General features: G+C 67.2%; 18 protein-coding genes. 13 read left to right on the top strand and 5 right to left on the bottom strand.

Features of this window, described 5'->3' with window-relative positions:
* Window positions 1–8: 8 nt before the first annotated feature.
* Window positions 9–1,598: a trehalase family glycosidase gene (locus GYH26_RS00595; protein ID WP_161540061.1), complete on the bottom strand. Its 1,590-nt coding sequence runs from the start codon at window positions 1,596–1,598 to the stop codon at window positions 9–11.
* 25 nt (window positions 1,599–1,623) lie between these two features.
* Window positions 1,624–3,102, bottom strand: a complete 1,479-nt coding sequence (locus GYH26_RS00590) for a S10 family peptidase (RefSeq protein WP_161540060.1) — start codon at window positions 3,100–3,102, stop codon at window positions 1,624–1,626.
* Window positions 3,103–3,369: 267 nt separating this feature from the next.
* Between GYH26_RS00590 and GYH26_RS00585 the strand changes: the two genes are divergently transcribed.
* From GYH26_RS00585 to GYH26_RS00575, 3 genes are all read left to right on the top strand, one after another.
* Window positions 3,370–3,600, top strand: coding sequence for a cold-shock protein (locus GYH26_RS00585; protein WP_012842637.1), 231 nt, complete (start codon window positions 3,370–3,372; stop codon window positions 3,598–3,600).
* Window positions 3,601–3,763: 163 nt separating this feature from the next.
* Window positions 3,764–4,450, top strand: coding sequence for a type 1 glutamine amidotransferase domain-containing protein (locus GYH26_RS00580; RefSeq protein ID WP_161540059.1), 687 nt, complete (start codon window positions 3,764–3,766; stop codon window positions 4,448–4,450).
* A gap of 145 nt (window positions 4,451–4,595) precedes the next feature.
* Window positions 4,596–4,988, top strand: coding sequence for a hypothetical protein (locus tag GYH26_RS00575; RefSeq protein WP_161540058.1), 393 nt, complete (start codon window positions 4,596–4,598; stop codon window positions 4,986–4,988).
* Here the strand turns inward: GYH26_RS00575 and GYH26_RS00570 are convergent.
* Window positions 4,985–5,413: a septal ring lytic transglycosylase RlpA family protein gene (locus tag GYH26_RS00570; protein WP_161540057.1), complete on the bottom strand. Its 429-nt coding sequence runs from the start codon at window positions 5,411–5,413 to the stop codon at window positions 4,985–4,987. The genes GYH26_RS00575 and GYH26_RS00570 overlap by 4 nt on opposite strands.
* 126 nt (window positions 5,414–5,539) lie before the next feature.
* Here GYH26_RS00570 and GYH26_RS00565 point away from each other — a divergent pair, with 126 nt between their 5' ends.
* The 4 genes from GYH26_RS00565 (at window position 5,540) to GYH26_RS15105 (ending at window position 8,472) form a co-directional block, all read left to right on the top strand.
* Window positions 5,540–6,190, top strand: coding sequence for a CBS and ACT domain-containing protein (locus GYH26_RS00565; RefSeq protein ID WP_161540056.1), 651 nt, complete (start codon window positions 5,540–5,542; stop codon window positions 6,188–6,190).
* Complete coding sequence (locus GYH26_RS00560) at window positions 6,157–7,293, top strand: acetoin utilization protein AcuC (protein ID WP_161540055.1); 1,137 nt, start codon at window positions 6,157–6,159, stop codon at window positions 7,291–7,293. The genes GYH26_RS00565 and GYH26_RS00560 overlap by 34 nt, the downstream gene beginning before the upstream one ends.
* Window positions 7,294–7,308: 15 nt before the next feature.
* Entirely contained in the window at window positions 7,309–8,193 is an 885-nt protein-coding gene (locus GYH26_RS00555; RefSeq protein WP_161540054.1) for an ROK family protein, read from the top strand.
* 66 nt (window positions 8,194–8,259) lie between these two features.
* Window positions 8,260–8,472 (top strand): hypothetical protein, encoded by a 213-nt coding sequence (locus GYH26_RS15105; RefSeq protein ID WP_206751734.1) that lies wholly within the window; start codon window positions 8,260–8,262, stop codon window positions 8,470–8,472.
* Between the two features lie 33 nt (window positions 8,473–8,505).
* Here the strand turns inward: GYH26_RS15105 and GYH26_RS00550 are convergent, their stop codons facing one another.
* The gene (locus GYH26_RS00550) at window positions 8,506–9,333 is read right to left on the bottom strand and encodes a glycoside hydrolase family 16 protein (RefSeq protein ID WP_161540053.1); all 828 of its coding nucleotides are present in this window, start codon (window positions 9,331–9,333) and stop codon (window positions 8,506–8,508) included.
* Between the two features lie 110 nt (window positions 9,334–9,443).
* Here GYH26_RS00550 and GYH26_RS00545 point away from each other — a divergent pair, with 110 nt between their 5' ends.
* The 6 genes from GYH26_RS00545 to bioD are packed head-to-tail and all read left to right on the top strand — an operon-like array spanning window position 9,444 to window position 15,723.
* Window positions 9,444–10,379 (top strand): biotin--[acetyl-CoA-carboxylase] ligase, encoded by a 936-nt coding sequence (locus tag GYH26_RS00545; protein ID WP_161542336.1) that lies wholly within the window; start codon window positions 9,444–9,446, stop codon window positions 10,377–10,379.
* A 19-nt stretch (window positions 10,380–10,398) separates the two neighbouring features.
* A complete protein-coding gene (gene bioB / locus GYH26_RS00540; protein ID WP_161540052.1) occupies window positions 10,399–11,433 on the top strand; it encodes a biotin synthase BioB in 1,035 nt (344 codons plus the stop codon).
* Complete coding sequence (gene bioF, locus GYH26_RS00535) at window positions 11,399–12,577, top strand: 8-amino-7-oxononanoate synthase (RefSeq protein WP_161540051.1); 1,179 nt, start codon at window positions 11,399–11,401, stop codon at window positions 12,575–12,577. Before bioB ends, bioF begins: the two co-directional genes overlap by 35 nt.
* Window positions 12,567–13,598, top strand: coding sequence for a 3-oxoacyl-ACP synthase III family protein (locus GYH26_RS00530; protein WP_161540050.1), 1,032 nt, complete (start codon window positions 12,567–12,569; stop codon window positions 13,596–13,598). Before bioF ends, GYH26_RS00530 begins: the two co-directional genes overlap by 11 nt.
* A gap of 14 nt (window positions 13,599–13,612) precedes the next feature.
* On the top strand, window positions 13,613–15,001 hold the full coding sequence (bioA, locus tag GYH26_RS00525) for an adenosylmethionine--8-amino-7-oxononanoate transaminase (protein ID WP_174238060.1): 1,389 nt from the start codon (window positions 13,613–13,615) through the stop codon (window positions 14,999–15,001).
* Window positions 14,998–15,723, top strand: a complete 726-nt coding sequence (gene bioD, locus GYH26_RS00520; protein ID WP_161540049.1) for a dethiobiotin synthase — start codon at window positions 14,998–15,000, stop codon at window positions 15,721–15,723. Before bioA ends, bioD begins: the two co-directional genes overlap by 4 nt.
* Window positions 15,724–15,728: 5 nt before the next feature.
* Here the strand turns inward: bioD and GYH26_RS00515 are convergent, their stop codons facing one another.
* A complete protein-coding gene (locus tag GYH26_RS00515) occupies window positions 15,729–16,427 on the bottom strand; it encodes a hypothetical protein (RefSeq protein ID WP_161540048.1) in 699 nt (232 codons plus the stop codon).
* Window positions 16,428–16,512: the final 85 nt, after the last annotated feature.

Here is a 16,512-nt window from a genome sequence, read left to right as displayed (position 1 = left end):
GACCGTCCTCAATCCATCTGGGCCAGCAGTTCTGCAAAGACGGCGTTTGTCCAGCCGAAGCCGATCTCGTTCGACGTATAGCCGTAGCGCAACGCCACGTCGGAGCGGCGCTGCACCACGTCGTACTTCTCCAGGATCACGCCGGTTCGCTCGAAGTCTTCCACCACCATCAAAACGAACTTGGCCGTGAGCCGATCGGCCGCTTCGTCGTAGCCATAGCGACGGAGGCCTTCGACGGCAATCAGGTAGAGCGGGGCCCAGCCGTAGGGCGCATCCCACTGGCTCCCGCTGATGTGCGTGCTGGTGAGCAGGCCGCCGGGCGCCTCCAGCAAATACAGGTTGGCCGCCACGCGGGCCGCCTGCTCGGGCGAGGCCATGCCCACCCAGAGCGGATAGAACGTGGTGGCAAACACGTAATCGCTGCGACGCCCCGTCCGGAAGTTGTAGTCGAAGTACAGGCCGCGCTCGGGGTCCCACAGGTAGCGATCGACCCGTTCGCGCCGCACCTCGGCCCGGGCACGCCATGCGGCGGCGGCCGCCGTGTCGTCCAGGATTTCGTGAATGCGGGCCAGGTCCGTCTCCATCCGGTACAGCAGGGCGTTCAGCCCCACCGGCGCATAGTGGATGATGTCCACACTGAACGGGCCGAAGCGATTGGACGGATCGAAGCCCGACTCGCGCATCGAGCGGTCGCCCTTGTAGAAAAGCGGCGTCAGCGAATCGGCCTCGGCCACGTAGTAGAGCGATTCGTCGTAGGCCGTTACCTCGTGCGTGCGGTAGTATTCGCGGACGCGGTCGTAGTGCGTGCGCCCCTGCGCGTCGCGCTCGCCGGCCACCACTTCGGGTGCCGGCCCTTCGCCCAGATCGTAGTAGCGGGAAAGTCCCGTCTCGCCGGCCAGATGGGGCGGCGTGGTCCAGTAGGCGTAGTAGCGCTCGATGAGCGGGGCGGCCGCGGCCAGCCAGTCGCGGTCCTGCGTGTGTTCGTAAACGGCCAGCACCATGGCGCTCAGGAACGGCGGCTGTGAGCGCGTCAGGTAGTAGGTACGGTTGGCGTTGAGCACCTTGCCGTAGTGGCGCACCTGATAGAGATGGTTGTCCGTCATGGCCTTCGCCAGGTCGATGCGCCCGTCACGCAACAACCCCACCACGATGAAATAGCTGTCCCAGCCGTACATCTCGTTGAAACGGCCGCCCGGCACCACGTACGGTTCCGGCAGATAGAGCAAGCCGTGCGGGTGGATTTCATCCAGATGGGCCACCGGATCCTCGGGCAACACGCGCAGCACGATCTGCTGCAGCACCGAGTCGGGCAATTCCTGCTGAAGCCGATGCCACACCGCCGCCGAGTCTTCCGTGGCGGCGATATAGAGCGGCCAGGGCGTGCCGGGTTCGTGTTCGATCTTGGGATCCTGCACGGCCGCCAGCAGGTCACGGTGCGAGCGCGTCAACACGTCCCAGCTCTGGCGGATGTAAGCACGCACCGCTTCGATGCGCTCGGACGATGGCAGCGGCACATGGCAGGCGGCTCGGTCCTGCGCCCGAAGCGTCGGGATCAGGCCGAGTAGCAGAACGGGTAGCCAGACGGCTCGAAATCGCATGGCTTGCTCCGGATTGGTTTGCGCCTCAGTAACGCGCCGGCGTCCGGGCGGCCTCCAGGGCTTTCTGGATGAAGGCGCGCAGGTCGTCGTTGGCCGTAGCCAGATCTTCGTCGCGCAGGTACATCATGTGACCGCTGCGGTAGCCCTTGAAGAAGAGCCGGTCGCGCAGTTTGCCGCTCGGATCGAGCTGCCACAGCGTGTACCTGGCCGAGAAGTAGTCGGTCCCCCCGTCGAAGTAGCCGGCCTGCACCAGCACGTGCAGATAAGGGTTCTGTGCCATGGCGCGTCGGAGCTGCTCGCCGGTTTCGTCGCCCTCCCGGTTCCAGGGGCGCACCGGCCCGAAGATCCAGTATTCCAGGTCGGTGCGGAAGCCCAGCACCTCACGCAGGTAGTAGTTGATGGCCGGCGTGAAGGCGTGATTCCAGGCGCTGAGCGCCGGATCATGGTCGAAGCGCTCGCCACCGGCCTGGCGATCGATGCCCCGGTAGCGCGAGTCCAGCCGGCCGATGGTGAGCCCTTCGTCGCGTAGCAGTTCCTTCCAGAAGACGTTGCGCGGCACGGCCAGGTTGTACTGGAGCACCACCGCCTCGGAAAGGCCCGCGTAGGTAGCCACGCGACGGGCGATCTCACGCCGACGTTCCGGTTCCAGAAAGCCGCCCCGCACCAGCGCGGGCAGGTACTCCTCCACGGTGAACGTCTCCACCTCCGGAAGCAGGTCTTCCAGGTCACGCTGCTGGAGCTCGGGTACCAGCTTCCGGTGATACCAGGCAGCCGCGGCGTAGTACGGCAGAAGCAACGCCTGGCCTACCGGACCGTCCCGCTCGATGCCCAGACCGGTGGGCGAGACCAGAATGACGCCGTTCAGGTACATCCAGTGGCGTTCCTGCAACGCGCCGGCCAGCCCGGCCACGCGGGTCGTGCCATAGCTTTCGCCGATCAGGAACTTGGGCGAGCGCCAGCGCCCGTGCCGACTCACCCAGGCGGCAATCCAGTCGGCCAGGTAGGTGACGTCTTCGTTGACCCCGAAGAATTGCCGCCGGTCCACCGTGTCACTCAGAATGCGCGAAAAGCCTGTGTTGACGGGGTCCACATAGACGATGTCGGCCACATCCAGAATGGAATACGGGTTTTCCTCAATGCCGTAAGGCTGAATCGGGAAGCCCTCCGGGTCGATGCGCACGCGGCGCGGACCGGTGTAGCCGATGTGCATCCAGACCGAAGCCGAGCCGGGTCCGCCGTTGAACGAGAAGATCAGAGGCCTTCGGGAGCGGTCCTGCACGTCCTCCCGCTCGTAATACACGTAGAACATCGTGGCGATCGGCCGCCCCCATGCGTCCCATACCGGTTGCATGCCGGCCTCGGCCCGATAGGGAATGCGCTGGCCCTTCACGGTGACCGTGTGGCGGGTAACCACGGTGGTATCGATCGGCGGTCGCCGGAGCTGCGCCTCGGCCGCCACGGCTACCAGCCATCCTATCAGAATAAAAATGGCTATGCGCTGCATGGTCTCTGGACTTTGCTCGTGTGATGCCGACAATATCCAGCGCCTGAATTTTTCCTGCAATGCGCTGGCCGGGAAAATCCCTGTCACATTCGCCTGCAATTTTTTTTGCTCATCCCGGAACCCCCGCTTCGGCCATCCGTTGAGGCTATCGTTAACGTTACTTTACACGACGTCACCTCCTGCGGTCTGGCCGCTTCCGGGTTGCTCTTCACGGGTACTGCGGGTTTCGGTTTGCGCTGCGCGAGGCGACACAACACCAAAGGTATCATGGCTCAACGAGGACGCGTCAAGTGGTTCAACATCGACAAAGGCTACGGCTTTATCGAACCCAATGACGGCAGCAAGGACGTATTCGTCCACCGCAACAACGTGCCCGGCCTTGGCTGGGACGAAGGGCTTCGCGAAGGCGAAGAGGTTTCCTACGAGGTCGAGCGCACGCCCAAAGGGCTCAGCGCGATGAACGTCGAACGTCTCTCGCGGTCGTCCGAACTGTTCTAACCACGCCATCAACGCGTGACGATAAACGCCCGGTCTGCACAGGCCGGGCGTTTTTTTGTTCAGACCGATCTGTTGCAGGTTCGTCAAAAACCCGTCCGAACCTGTGCCCGCCTCCCCCATTGATGTACCATGCATGGTTGAACAAATAAAACGGGAGGCAATTATGGGACGCGTTCTGTTCGTCGTCACGAATCATAGCGAACTGGGTAACACAGGGCAGAAGACGGGCTATTATCTGTCGGAGGTGGCCCACCCGTTCCACGTGCTGCACGAGGCCGGCTATGAGATCGACTTCGTCAGCCCGAAGGGCGGCAAGGCCCCCATGGACCCGAAGAGCTACAAGCTGGACGACCCGATCAACAAGGCCTTCTGGGAAATGCACGGCAAGCGGCTGGATGAGACGCTGGCGCCCGAGCAGGTCGATCCGTCCCGTTACGTGGCAATCTTCTACGCGGGCGGCCACGGCACGATGTGGGATTTTCCCGAAAGTGAAGCGATCGCCCGTATTGCCGCCAGCATCTACGAGCGGGGCGGCGCCATCGGGGCCGTGTGCCACGGGCCGTCCGGCCTGATCCCGATCAAGCTGTCCAACGGGCGGCCGCTCGTCGAAGGACGCCGGATCAACTCGTTCACGAACGAAGAGGAGCAGGCCGTACAGCTGGACAAGGTCGTGCCCTTCCTGCTGGAGACGCGTCTGAAGGAGCTGGGGGCCATCCACGTGTCGGTGAAGAACTTCGCCGCCCACGTGGAGGTGGACGATCGGATCGTGACGGGCCAGAACCCGGCCTCGGCCGAAGGGGTGGGCCGCGCGCTTGTCGAGGTCCTGAATCGCCTGAGCGTGCCGGCCTGAGGGCCGCACGCCTGACCCGGCAGCCGGCCGGATGTCCCGCCGGGGCATCCGGCCTTTTTGATTAAAAGCCGGGCAAGGCGAATCCCGCGACCGGGGCCGGCGTTCGCCTACCGCAACGCTTTAGAAAAAAACCGCACCGCCGGCCATGGAAGGTCCTGCGTTCGTGCCTGCCTACAACCGTCCGAAAAAGCCGGGCATCTGGATGAACTTCGACGACACGGTGTCCATCTACTACGTGGTGGGCCCTGACGATACGTTCGAAGACGCCGCGCAGGCGCTCTTCCGGCTGCTGCGCGAAGCCCAGGAGCGCTTTCCCGACTGGCCGCGCCTGCTCTTTCTGGACATCGTCGGGCACGAAGGCGACCGGGCCGGCTTCGACGACGACTTTTTCGAGTTTCAGCAGGACTTTCTGTTCTCGACACTGGCGCCGTTCGTGACCGCGCTCGACACGCCGCTGACCGGTCCGCTGCTCAATCCGGCCCCTCAGCGCAACGACCTCCCGGACCGCCTCGTCATCCGCACCCCGGGAGCGAATTAATCCACGGCCGTCTCCGGCAACCACTCGATCCGCACGGGCACCGTCCCACTGCGCACCATCCCCAGGGCACGGGCGGCGGCATACGACACGTCAATAATCCGACCCGGGACGTGCGGTCCCCGATCGTTGATGCGCACCACCACAGAGCGGCCATTTCGGAGATTGGTCACGCGCACGCGTGCGCCAAAAGGCAACGTGGGATGCGCGGCCGTCAGCGCCTCGGGATCAAACGCCTCGCCACTGGCCGTTCGCTGCCCGGCCCATCGCGCACCATAGTAACTGGCCCGACCTTCTGCCACGTAAAGCGCTACCTGCAGCGTATCCGGTCCCGGCCCGCGCCGCGCTTCCGGAGTCGGCACGCGTCCGGCCACCAGCGCCAGCAAGCCGATCCAGAGTCCCCAGAAAAGCAGCCGTCCGTGCTGCATAGCGCTCCGCCGTGCTTAGCGTTTCGAGCGTCCTACGTCGTGCCGACTTTCAGGATTCAGGCTTGCGCTTCCGCGTCGCAGGTCGTAAGCTTGGGTGCCGGCCTTCTGCTTTTGCCTGAACGAGCCATGCTGGTGCAGGACGTCATGCAGCGTCCGGTGCAGACCATCGCACCGGACGCCACGCTCGCGGCCGCCTATCGGCTGATGCAGGAGCGTGCCATCCGCCACCTGCCCGTCGTCGACGAAGGGCGTCTGGTGGGCATCGTCACCGACCGGGATCTGCGCCTGGCCACCAGTGCGCTGCACCCCCATCCGTTTCCACCGGATGCCCGGGTCGCCTCGGTCATGCAGCGCCGCGTGGTCACCGCCGCGCCGCTCGATCCGGTGGAAGAAGCGGCCCGTCTGATGCGCATGCGCCGCATCGGTTGCCTGCCCGTACTCGACGGCGACGAACTGGTGGGCATCGTTACCGTAACCGACCTGCTCGAGGCGCTTTTGCGCCTGAGCGGCGCCGACCGCCCCAGCGGCCGGATCGAAGTGCGCCTGGCACACACGCCCGGTCGCCTGGCCGCCCTGGCCTCGGCCGTGGCCGCCCACCACGTGAACATCCTTTCCATTCTCTCCTACCCGGAATCTTCCGAATGGCTGCGCGTGGTGCTGCGCGTCGATACGAACCGGACACACCCGCTGGCCGACACGCTCCGACAGGAAGGCTTCGAAGTCATCTGGCCCCCGCACAAACCGTGGTCTCCGTCGTCTATCACCCGGACTACCTGACCTACTGCTTCGGCCCGGAGCACCCGTTCAGCCCGGTGCGTCTGGAAATGCTCTGGACGCTCCTGGAGGCGCTGGGCTGCGCGCCGACGCCGATCCGACCGCCGGAGGCTACCCGCGAAGAGGTACTCCGCGTGCACGCCGAGGACTACGTGGCGCGCGTCGAGGCGGCCTCGCGCGGCGAATACGTGCCCGATGCCGAGGCGTTCGGCCTCGACACACCCGACGTGCCCGTGTTTCCCGACATGGACCGGGCCGCCCGTGTGCTGGTAGGCGGCACGCTGCACGGCGCCCGCCTGATCGCCGACGGCCGGGCCACTACCGTGCTCCAGCTCGGCGGTGGCTTTCACCACGCCCACCCGGCCCGCGCCTCGGGCTTCTGCGTCTACAACGACCTGTCCATCGCCATCCGGGCGCTGACCGACGCCGGACTGCGCGTGGCCTACATCGACATCGACGTCCACCACGGCGACGGCGTGCAGGCCATCCACTACCGGGAAGACACGGTGCTGACGATCAGCCTGCACGAAACCGGCCAGTACCTGTTTCCGGGCACGGGATTCATCGACGAGATCGGCGAGGGCCGCGGCCAGGGCTTTTCGCTGAACGTACCGCTTCAGCCGTTCACTGACGACGAAAGCTACCTGGAAGTCTTCGAGCGCGTCGTGCCCCACGCGCTCGTGATGTTTCGGCCCGACGTGCTCGTCGTCCAGTGCGGCGCCGACGCCCACTTTCAGGACCCGCTGGCCGACCTGCTGCTCTCGACGCGCGCCTACGAGCAGCTCTTCCGACGCCTGAAGGCGCTGGCCGACGAACATACCGGCGGCCGTGCACTCTTTACGCTGGGCGGCGGCTACGACTTCGACGCCACGGTACGCGTCTGGGCCCTGCTGTATCTGGTCCTGCAGGACCGACCGCTTCCGGAGCGGCTTCCTCTTAGCTGGCGCATCGAATGGGAACAGCGCCTGGAGCGTCCCCTTTCACCCACGCTGCACGACACGGCCCGGCCGCTCACGCTCACGCCCGAACGCCGCCGCCAGATCGCCCAGCAAAACCTGCACACGGCTCGACGCCTCATGGACACCCTCGCCTATTACTGGTACTGAAAAACGCAACCCGCCATGGCCGAACGTCCACTCCTGGGAGGCCTCGAAGCCGGCGGCACCAAGTTCGTCTGCGCCGTCGGGACCGGCCCGGACGACATCCGGGCGCTCGAACGCTTTCCCACCACGACGCCCGAGGAAACGCTCGGCCGCGTGATCGACTTCTTCCGGCGCCAGCCCGAGCCGATTGCGGCACTGGGCATTGGCTCGTTCGGCCCCGTCGATCCCGATCCGGGCTCGCCCACCTACGGCTACATCACGACCACGCCGAAGCCCGGCTGGGCGCACACCGACGTGGCGGGCACGCTGCGCCGCGCGCTGAACGTGCCCGTGGCGTTCGACACCGATGTGAACGCCGCCGCCCTGGGCGAGCAGCGCTGGGGGGCCGGGCGCGGCCTGCACACGTTCGTTTACCTGACGATCGGCACGGGCATCGGCGGCGGGGTCATCGTCAACGGCCGGCGCCACCACGGCCACCAGCATCCCGAGATCGGCCACCTGTTCGTGCCCCGCCTGCCCGGCGACGATCGCCCCGGCCACTGCCCCTTCCACGGCGACTGCCTCGAGGGACTGGCCTCCGGACCGGCCATCGCGGCCCGGTGGGGCCGACCGGCTCCGGAACTTCCTCCCGAGCATCCGGCCTGGGACGAAGTGGCCCATTACCTGGCCTTCGGGCTGGCCAACCTGATCCTGACGCTCTCGCCCCAGCGCCTCATCCTGGGGGGCGGCGTCATGCACCAGACGCACCTGTTTCCGCGCATCCGCCACCACGTGGCCGCCTGCATCAACGGCTATGTAGCGCTGCCCGACCTCGACACGTTCATCGTCCCGCCGGCGCTTGGCGACCGCGCCGGCGTGCTGGGTGCCCTCGCCCTGGCCGAAGAAGTGGTGCCCTGGCCTTAAGTATGGAATCCTCTGAATCGCTACGTGGTAAGCAGAAAAAAAACAACACCCCGTCTTTTAGAAGCTATGGATGTGCTTGGCTCGGCAAAGGTGAATCGGAGGGTCTTTGAAGTTACATCGCTTTTCGAGCAGACCGATGAAAAGCGTTTCTGGCTGACACGTACTCCTGCGGAACGACTGCAGGCGGTTGAACTTATGCGCCAGGTTCTCTATGGCTACGATCCATCTACCGTCCGACTTCAAAGAGTTCTTGAGATTACTCAACGCGGCTCAGGTTGAGCGTCTTCACTACCGCCATTGACGCCGCACTTCTCACTCCACCCATCGGTACACGCGCACGTAGTCGACCACGAGCTGGGCCGGGAAGGCCTCCGGATCGACGCCCTGCTGGCCGCCCCAGGTGCCACCAACGGCGATGTTCATGATCAGGTGGAACGGCTGATCGAAGGGCCAGTGGCGCCAGTCGGCATCGGGGTTGGTCAGGCGCTCGTTCGGAAAGCGATAGTAGAGCGAATCGTCCACAAACCAGCGAATCTCCTCGGGCGTCCACTCGATCGCATAAACGTGGAAGTCCGTGCGTGCGGTGGGTACCCGGATGCTTCCGCCCCGCTGCGTACCCAGCAGGTGGTTATAGGCCTTCGTGTGAACGGTACCGTGCACCACATCGGGATTGAAGCCGACGTGCTCCATGATGTCGATCTCGCCGTTGTCGGGCCAGTAGGCGCTGCCGTAGGTCTGGCGATCCGGAAGCATCCAGATGGCCGGCCAGGTGCCCCGTCCCGAAGGAAGCCGCGCTCGAATCTCGAAGCGCCCGTAGGTCCACGAGGCCTTTCCGCGCGTCACCAGCCGGGCCGACGTATACTCACGCCCCTCGTAGGGCTCATGCCGCGCCTCGATGATGAGCACACCCCCGCCCACGCGGGCGTTTTCGATCCGCGCCCGCGTGTAGTACTGCAACTCCTGGTTACCCCAGCCGTGACCGCCCACGTCGTAATCCCATTTTTCCGGATCCGGAAGTCCGCTGTAATCGAACTCGTCGGACCAGACCAGCTCCCAGTGGGGCGCTTTGTCCGATCTGTCGCTTCCCAGCATCGAGCACCCGATCAGGACGCTCAGCAGAAATGCAACCTGGCGCATCATTTTCTTCAATTTGATCAGAGGCATGGTACACATCAAAACGTCTCCGGTCAAGCCCGCAAGCTCCATCTCGATGTTGCATTCGTTAACCGATCTGTCCTATCTTGGTTAACATGAAGGAAGTGGCGTTGCTGGCCTGTCTGGACGAGACGTTCACGAGCGGAGCGCTGCTGGCGCGGCGGCTGGGACTGAGCCGCGTGGCCGTCTGGAAGCAGGCCCACCGGTTGCAGGAAGCCGGCTACCCGATCGAAGTCGTGCAGGGCCGGGGCTATCGGCTACGACCGGGGAGTCCCGCCCCGCACCTGCTGCAACCGCTCCTGCAGGGACGCTTTGGCCGGGCCTACCGTTATCTGGGCCGCACCACAAGCACCCAGGACGAGCTGCGGGCCTGGGCCGAGGCGGGCGCGCCTGAAGGGGCCATCGTGCTGGCCGAGCAGCAGACCGGGGGCCGGGGCCGGCGCGGCCGCCGGTGGGTCAGTCCACCGGGCGCCGGCCTGTACTTTTCGGTGCTGCTGCGCCCCCGCCTGCCGCTGACCGATCTGCTGCGGCTGTCGCTGGCGGCCGGCGTGGCGCTGGCCGAAACGGCCGAAGTGGGCGGCCTGAAATGGCCCAACGACCTGCTGGCCCCCGACGGCCGCAAGCTGGCGGGCGTCCTGGTCGAAGCCGACCTGCGCGGCGAGGAAGTGCGCTACCTGCTGCTGGGCATCGGCCTGAACGTGCACGAAGCCCCGCTGCCGCCCGAGGCCGCCTGCCTCGAGACCTACCGGCCCGGCCTGCGGCGTGTGGACCTGCTGGCGCGGCTGCTGGCCCGCCTGGAGCACTGGTACGACCGCCTGACCGACGCCGGGGCCGTGCTCGACGCCTGGCGTCGTTTCAGCTACACGCTGGGCCGCCCGGTACGCATCGAGACCCCGACCGGACCGGTGGAAGGGCTCGCCGAAGATGTCGAGCCTTCCGGAGCGCTCCGCGTGCGTCTGCCCGACGGCACCCGCCGAACGGTCTCGGCCGGCGACGTCGCCCTCCTGCAACCCGTTGCTACCAACCCCTGACCAACCCGTAGACGACACCATGGAAATCGCCTGGGATCGACTGGTGGCCGACGCGCTCGAAGACCGGCCGCCCACACGCGACGTGGCCCGCGCGCTGTTGCAGCTGCCCGACGAAGACACGCTGCGGCTTGTCGAGGCGGCCTGGCGCGTGCGTCGGCATTTTTTCGGTAACCGCGTCAAGGTCAACGTACTGCTCAACGCCCAGAGCGGCATCTGTCCGGAAGACTGTCACTACTGCTCCCAGTCGCGCATCTCGAAGGCGCCGATTCCACGCTACCGCATGCTGTCGGTCGAAGAAATCCTCGACCGCGCGCGCAAAGCCCATGCGGCCGGCGCCCAGCGCTTCTGCATCGTGACCTCGGGCCGTGGACCGCACCGGCGCGAACTGGAAGCCGTACTCGAAGCCACGCGCCGCATCAAGGCCGAACTACCGCTGGAAATCTGCGCCTGCATGGGCATCCTGGACGAAGAGCAGGCACGTCAGCTCAGAGAAGCCGGCGTGGACGCCTACAACCACAACCTGAACACGAGCCCGCGCCACTACGCGCGCATCTGCTCGACGCACACCTTCGAGGACCGCATCCGAACCGTGCAGACCGCCCTGAAAGCGGGGCTGCAGACCTGCACGGGCGTCATCCTGGGCATGGGAGAAACCGACGAAGACGTGCTCGACATGGCCTACGCGCTGCGTGAGGCCGGCGCCACGTCGATCCCGGTCAACTTTCTGATTCCGATCAAGGGCACCCCGCTGGGCGACGGACAGACCGTCCGCCACCTGACGCCCTGGGCCTGCCTGCGCTACCTGTCGGTGTTCCGGTTCGTCAACCCGAAGGCGGAGATCCGGGCCTCGGCCGGGCGTGAGCTGCACCTGCGGAGCCTCCAGCCGCTGGCGCTCATGGTGGCCAACAGCCTGTTTCTGGGCGACTACCTGACCGAAAAAGGTCAGGCGGCCGAGGCCGACTGGCAGATGATCGAAGACCTGGGTTTCGTGCCCGAAACGCCCCAACCGGCCCGCCCCCATGGAGTGGCTCACCCGGCAACTCCGGCAGCTTGAGGCGAAAGGACTGCGCCGCACGCTCCGGCCGCTTGCGGCCGGTCCGTACGTGGAACGTGACGGCCGCCGCCTGCTGAACCTGGCCTCGAACGACTACCTGGGGCTGAGCACGGATCCGCGCCTGACGGCGGCCGCCCGCGAAGCGCTGGAGCGCTGGGGCGTCGGCGCCGGAGCCGCCCGGCTGGTGGTGGGCGACCGCCCCGTGCACGAAGCGCTCGAGGCGGCCCTGGCCGCCCTCAAGGAAACCGAAGCCGCCCTGGTGTTTCCGAGCGGCTACGCGGCCAACGTGGGCGTGCTCTCGGCGCTGGCGGGTCCGCGCGACCAGATCTTTGCGGACGCGCTCAACCACGCCAGCCTGAACGACGGCGCCCGGCTCAGCCGCGCCCACTTCCGCTACTACCGCCACCGCGACCTGGAGCAACTCGAGCGGCTCCTGCAGGGGCCCGGACCGGCCCCGGGCGGCCGCCGCTTCATTGTGACGGATGCCATCTTCAGCATGGACGGCACGGTGGCGCCGCTTCCGGAGCTGGCCGAACTGGCCGCCCGCTACGACGCCGTGCTCGTCGTGGACGACGCGCACGGCACCGGGATCGTGGGCCCCGAAGGCCGGGGCACCGCCCATCATCTGGGCGTGGCCGATCGGATTCCCGTGCAGGTGGCCACGCTCTCGAAGGCGCTGGGCGTGCAGGGCGGCGCCGCGCTGGGATCGCGGACGCTCGTCGACTACCTGCTGCACCGCGCCCGCGCCTTCATCTACAGCACGGGGATTTCGCCCGTGCTGGCCGCCGCGGCGCTGGAGGCCGTCCGTCTGGTGCAGTCCGACGAAGGCGCGCGGCGGCGACACCGGCAACAGGCGCACGTCGCCCGTCTGAAGGCCGGGCTCGAAGCCCTGGGCTACACGGTCCGGCACGAACCACCGGCGCCCATGCTGGCCGTGCTGGTAGGGACGCCCGAGGCGGCGCTGCGCCTGTCGACGCTGCTGGAAACGCGCGGCGTGCTCGCCCCGGCCATCCGGCCGCCGACGGTGCCGCCCGGCACCAGCCGGATCCGACTGGCCCCCATGGCCACGCACACCGACGACGACATCGAGGCGGCCCTGGCCGCCTTTCCCGAAGCCGAAGCGATCCAGCCCCATGTTGCCTGAACAGTCCCTGACCACACCGCTCCCTGCAACAACCACCGCCGCACCGGCGCGGCGAGCGGCCGTGCTGGGCGTGGGCGCGGCGCTTCCGGCCCACCGCGAGCCGAGCACCGAAACCGAGCGCCGCCTGGGCCTGCCGCCGGGCTGGATCGCCCGGCGCACGGGCATCCGGGAGCGTCCGCTCGTGGGCCCCGACGAAGCCACGAGCGATCTGGCCGTCCGTGCCGGGGCGGCCGCGCTGGCACAGGCCGAGCTGTCCCCCGAGCGCATCGGCCTGCTGCTGCTGGCCACGAGCACGCCCGACCACCTGCTGCCACCGACGGCGCCCGTCGTGACCCATCGCCTGGGGCTGAAGCGGGCGGGCGCCGTCGATCTGGCCGGCGCCTGCAGCGGCTTCCTGTATGCGCTGGCGCTGGCCGACGGCTATGTGCGCCTGCAGCGTACCTGCGTGCTCGTGATCGGCGCCAACGTGCTCAGCCGCCGCACCAACCCCGACGACCCGAAAACCTCGGCGCTTTTTGCCGACGGGGCCGGCGCCGTCGTACTCGGTCCCTCGGAGGGCCCGCGCGGCATCGTGGCCTGCTGGCTGGGCGCCGACGGCTCCTGCTGGGACGACCTCTACATCCCGGCCGGTGGAAGCCGCCGACCGCTCACGCCCGAACGCGTGGCCCGCGGCGAACACCTCATGTATATGAAAGACGGCCGCGCGCTCTTCCGACGGGCCGCCACCGGCATGGCCGAAGCCGGGCGACGCGTGCTCCAGCAGGCCGGCCTCGACCTCGACGACGTCGCCTGGTGGATTCCGCACCAGGCCAACCTCCGGCTGATCGAAGAAGCCCGCCGGCAACTGGGCATGCCCGAAGCGCGCACCGTCAACCTCGTCGATCGGATCGGCAACAGCTCGGCCGCCACGATTCCGCTGGCGCTGGCGCTCGAAGCGCATCGCTTCGCCCCCGGCGACCTGCTGCTGCTCACGGCCGTGGGCGCCGGACTGCTTTCGGCCGCCGTGCTGATCCAATGGTAAATCGTCGATCTACGATGAAAGAAACCCGCACGATCATCGACGCGCTCGACGAGCTGGCCCCCGAAACGCTCGTCACCTGGGACAAGACCTACGTCTGGCATCCCTTCACGCCCATGAAGCAGTACATGGCCGGAGATCCGGTCATCATCCGGCGCGGCCGGGGCGTGAAGCTCGAAGACATTCACGGCAACTGGTACTACGACGGCACCTCGTCGATCTGGCTGAACGTGCACGGCCACAACGTGCCCGAACTGAACGCGGCCATCGAGGCGCAACTCCGGCGCGTGGCACACGCGACCATGCTGGGCCAGGCGAACGTGCCCGCCGTCGCGCTCGCCAAACGGCTGATCGATGTGGCCCCGAAGGGTCTGCAGCGCGTCTTCTACTCCGACAGCGGCGCCACGGCCGTCGAGATCGCGCTCAAGATGGCCGTGCAGTTCTGGGCCAACCAGGGCCGGCGCACGAAGCGCTACGTGCTCGGTTTTCTGAACAACTACCACGGCGACACGCTGGGGGCCGTGGGCGTGGCGCCCGACCCGCTCTTTCACTGGCCGTTTCTGGACCTGCTGCCCGGCCACCCACGCGTGCCCTACCCCTACCCGCACGATCGACTGGCCGAAAGCCTCGAAGCCGTCGAAGACGTGCTGCGCACGCGCCGGGACGAGCTGGCGGCTGTGATCGTCGAGCCCGTCGAAGGCGCCGGAGGCATCCTGCCCGCTCCGCCGGGCTTTCTGCGGGAGCTGCGCACGCTGTGCGACCGCTACGACGTACTGCTGATCGTCGACGAAGTGGCGACCGGCTTCGGGCGCACGGGCCGGCTCTTTGCCTGCGAGGCCGACGGCATCACGCCCGACCTGCTCTGTCTGGGCAAAGGGCTGACCGGCGGCTACCTGCCGCTGGCCGCCACACTCACGACCGAACGGGTCTTCGAGGCGTTTCTGGGCGAAGTCGAGGAGCGCAAGACGTTCTTCCACGGCCACTCCTACACGGGCAATCCGCTGGGCTGCGCCGTGGCGCTGGCCAGTCTGGAGCTGCTGCTCGAACGACTCCCTGCGCTCCCGGCTAAAGTCGAACGCCTTCGGGCCGGACTGGCCCCGCTGGCCGATCATCCGTTCGTGGCCGAAGTGCGCCAGGCTGGATTCATGGTGGGGATCGAGATCGTGGCCGATCGGGCCACGCGCACGCCGTTTCCCTACGGGGCCCAGGTGGGCTTCATCGTGGCCCGCCATGCCCGGCGGCGGGGCATGCTCGTGCGGCCGATCGGCTCGGTGCTGATCTTCATGCCTCCGCTGGCCGCCACCGAGACCGAACTGGACGAAATGACGGCCATCCTGCGCGCGTCCTTCGAAGACGCATTGCCCGAACTGGAATCGCTCGCGCAACAAATCCGACAGCAAGCATGAACGGACTGCTCATTACCGGCACGGACACCGGCGTGGGGAAAACCGTGGTGGCCGCCGGACTGGCGCGGCTGCTGCGTGAGGCTGGCTACCGGGTGGGCGTGCTCAAGCCTGTCGAGACCGGCTGGGAGGGTCCGCCGGGAAGCTGGCCGCCCGACGCCCGCATGCTGGCCGAAGGGGCCTGCGTGGACGATCCGCCCGAGCAGGTGGCCCCCTGCGTCTATGCCGAACCGCTGGCCCCCCTGGTGGCGGCACGCCGCGCCGGTCGTCCGGTGGACCTCGACCGCATCGAGGCGGCCTGGCGGCGACTGCAGGACCGCGACTGGGTGCTCGTCGAGACGGCCGGCGGGCTGTCGGTGCCGCTGACCGACACGCTCGACTACGCCGGTCTGGCCGTCCGCTGGAAGCTGCCCGTGCTGGTGGTGTCGCGCCCCGGCCTGGGCACGCTCAACCACACGTTCCTGACCGTGCACTACGCCCGGAGTCGGGGCCTGCCCGTGGTGGGCGTGGTGCTCTGCGGCTACCCGGAGCAGCCCGACGTGGCCGAACAGACGAACCCGGCCATGATCGAAGAGATGTGCCACGTGCCCGTGCTGGGCCGCGTGCCGCGCCGTCCGGCCATCACCTCGGCCGACGAGGCGGCCGCCGCCGTCGCCGAGGGACTGCGCCTGGAGCCGTTCCTGGCCCGCTACGAGGAGCTGCTGCACCGCGTCATGCACGACTGATTCCCTCAGTGCAGGTTTCGGAACGCGCGGACCAGCACCGACTCGGCCATCGCCTGCCGGTAAAACGGCATGGCGTGCTCGAAATCTTCCAGAAAGCGGCGGATCTGGCGCAGGTCGTGCGCCGAGAGGTGACCGATCAGGTCCACCATCTCGAAGAAGGCGTCGCGTGCCTCATAGACGAAGCGTGCCAGCGCTGCGCCCTGCAGCATCTGCAGATCGGCCAGTACCAGGCTGAAACCGCGCCACACCTCCGGCGCGTTGCGCCGACCGGCCTCGGCGCTTTTTTCGGCGGCCCGACAGAGAAACGCGAATCCCGTCGGGCTGCACAGGAACCGTCCGATCGCGTGGCGCTCGGCCTCGAAGTCGGGCGCGGGAGGCGGGGTACCGGTCTGGCCGCGCCGGGCGTACCAGGCGGCCGTCTTCGTCAGCACGCTGTGCAGCGTGGCGGCCAGTTCGACCACATCGGACCGCAACGCTTCCTGCGCCCGGTACTCGGTGCGCTCCACCGTGACCGCCACGATGATCGCGATGGTCCCCAGCAGCAACGCCAGCGCCGTCGAAAGGGCCTGGCTGATCCCCACCCGCTCCGCGGTGGCGCCGATCCAGTTCCATGGATCCAGCAACACAAAAACCGAGGCCCCCAGCGAGGCGATCGCCAGCGCAACCACGATCTTCAGCAACCCGTCCAGCCGCAGCGTTTTCATCAGAGGCTCCCGTTTCGTGGAAGAGATCTTTCTTGATAAGGAAGAACCGGCACTTTTCCAAATGGGCTGAAAAACGGCGTTTTCC

This window comes from Rhodothermus marinus, from assembly GCF_009936275.1.
Taxonomy (GTDB): domain Bacteria; phylum Bacteroidota; class Rhodothermia; order Rhodothermales; family Rhodothermaceae; genus Rhodothermus; species Rhodothermus marinus_A.
The sequence above is the reverse complement of the archived record's forward strand: the minus strand, read 5'-3'. Positions and strand labels throughout refer to the sequence as shown.